Raw genomic sequence first — 2325 nt, 5'->3', positions numbered from 1 at the left:
TACGGGCCGACCTCGCGCGCCTCGCCGACGATCCCGCCCGGGCCTGCGAGCTGTGGATGTCGGTGGCCGACGCCCGGCTGGGCAATGGCCAGGCCGCCGACGACCCGGATGTCGAAGGGGCGGTGGACCGGGCCCACCACCAGTGGCAGTACGTCCAGGACCCGGCCAGGGCCGGCTCCCTCGCCCCTTTCCTGATATCGCTGCGCGGACGGGTGCCCGGCCGCAGGCCCGGCGCCCTGGAGGCGGTTCGGCGCAGGGCCGAGTTCCTGCAGGAGACCTCGCAGACGGGCTGATGGCCGCGCCCCGGACGGGCCGACGGCGGGCCCAGGACAGGCCGACGGCCGGGCCGCGTACGGGCCGACGGCCGGGCCGCGTACAGGCCGACAGCCGACCGCGTACGGGCTGCCGCGCTCTGGACGCACCCGGCCCGGCTCAGTGGTGGAAGGCCGTGGCCAGGTTCTCGGGCCGGTCCAGCGGATGCGGCTGGCTCCGCAGTTCGGGCAGCAGCGTCTCCAGGTCCTCCAGGAAGAGGTCGGAGAGGTCCGCCGAGAATCCGTTGCGGCACACCACCCGCAGCACGGACAGGTCCTGCCGGTTCGGCGGGAAGGTGTAGGCGGGCACCAGCCAGTTGTGTTCGCGCAGCCGCCGCGACACATCGAACACATCGAAGTTCCGCACGCCCTCGGCCGTGGTGAAGGCGAAGACCGGCAGTTCGTCCCCGCGCGTCAGCAGCCTGAAGTCGCCCAGCGCCTCGATCCGCTCGGCCAGCGAGCGCGCCACGTCCCGGGTGGTCTGCTGCACGGCGCGGTAGCCCTCCCGCCCCAGCCGCAGAAAGGTGTAGTACTGGGCGGCCACCTGGGAGCCGGGCCGGGAGAAGGTCAGCGAGAAGGTCGGCAATTCGCCGCCCAGATAGTTGACGCGGAAGACAAGCTCCTTGGGAAGGTTCTCGGTGGTGCGCCACAGCACCCATCCCACGCCGGGGTAGACCAGGCCGTACTTGTGCCCCGAGGTGTTGATGGAGGCGACCCGGGGCAGCCGGAAGTCCCACACCAGGTCCGTATCGAGGAAGGGCGCCACCATCGCGCCCGACGCACCGTCCACATGGACCGGGATGTCCAGTCCGGTGCGCTCCTGTAGGTCGTCGAGCGCCGCGCAAACCTCCGCGACGGGTTCGTACGAGCCGTCGAAGGTGGACCCGAGGACGGTGACGACGCCGATGGTGTTCTCGTCGCACAGATCGGCGGCCGCCTGGGGGTCGAGGTGGAACCGGTCGCCCTCCATGGGCACCTGGCGCGCCTCGACCTCCCAGAAGTTGCAGAACTTCTCCCAGCAGACCTGGACGTTGACCCCCATGACCAGGTTGGGCCGGGCCGTCCCCGGATAGCGTGCCGGGTTGCGCTTGGCCCAGCGGCGCTTGAAGGCCATTCCGGCGAGCATGCACGCCTCGCTCGAACCAGTGGTGGAACAGCCCATGACCGAGTCCGGTTCGGGGGCGTGCCACAGATGGGCCAGCATCGCGACGCAGCGCCGCTCCAACTCGGCGGTGCGCGGGTACTCGTCCTTGTCGATCAGGTTTTTGTCGCGGCACTGGAACAGCACCTGGTCGCCCTGCGGCTCCATCCAGGTGGTGACGAAGGTGGCGAGGTTGAGCCGGGCGTTGACGTCCAGCATCAGCTCGTCGTGTACGAGCTGACAGGCGGTGGCGGGCGCCATCGGGCCGTCGGGCAGCCGGTTGCGCGGCACCTCGTCGGCCATGCCGCCGACCGGGTCGGCCACCCCGTAGAAGGGGTTGACGGCGACACCGCGCCGCCGCCTGCCCTCGTCCCGCTTGCCGTGTCTGCCCGTGTGGAGCGTCATGGGCCGCCCAGTCCCCTCGGTCGTGTGAGAGCCGCCGGCTGACCTTGGTGACAATACGGGCGTATCAGTCGAATATCCCGTTCCCGCGCCGCTCCTCGCCTCGCGCCCCCACCGCGCCCCGCGCCGCTAGCCCGCGCTGCTCAGCGACAGCTTCACCGCGAACCCCAGGAACGCCGTGCCCGCCGCCGCCGACAGCCCGGCGGTCAGCCGCTTCCGCCGCCGGAAGGCCGCCGCCAGATGCGCGCCGGTGAAGATCAGCACCGACAGATACGTCAGGCTGAACAGCTGCACCCAGGCGCCCAGCGCCACAAAGGACAGCACCGGGTGGGCGTAGTCCGGGTCCACGAACTGCACAAAGAAGGAGATGAAGAACAGAATCGCCTTCGGGTTCAGCAGGCTGATCACCAGCGCCTTGCGGTACGGCCGCTCCGCCGCCTTGGCGCCATGACCCCCAGCCCCGGCCCCAGC

At 70.8% G+C, this 2325-nt stretch carries 2 protein-coding genes and 1 pseudogene; 1 reads left to right on the top strand and 2 read right to left on the bottom strand.

Annotated elements, in window-relative coordinates; translation table 11 throughout:
* Positions 1-293 (top strand): annotated as a pseudogene (locus tag CCN51_RS38320) (hypothetical protein); the annotation flags it as partial.
* Between the two features lie 139 nt (positions 294-432).
* Here the strand turns inward: CCN51_RS38320 and gad are convergent.
* Positions 433-1857 carry a glutamate decarboxylase gene (gad, locus tag CCN51_RS38315; protein ID WP_014178493.1) on the bottom strand — a complete coding sequence of 475 codons (1425 nt, stop codon included), beginning with the start codon at positions 1855-1857 and terminating at the stop codon, positions 433-435.
* A 126-nt stretch (positions 1858-1983) separates the two neighbouring features.
* The coding region (locus CCN51_RS38310; protein ID WP_158104735.1) for a LysE family transporter at positions 1984-2325 on the bottom strand (342 nt) is incomplete at its 5' end.

It is taken from the genome of Streptomyces milbemycinicus (assembly GCF_002154605.1).
Taxonomy (GTDB): Bacteria; Actinomycetota; Actinomycetes; order Streptomycetales; family Streptomycetaceae; genus Streptomyces; species Streptomyces milbemycinicus.
The sequence above is the reverse complement of the archived record's forward strand: the minus strand, read 5'-3'. Positions and strand labels throughout refer to the sequence as shown.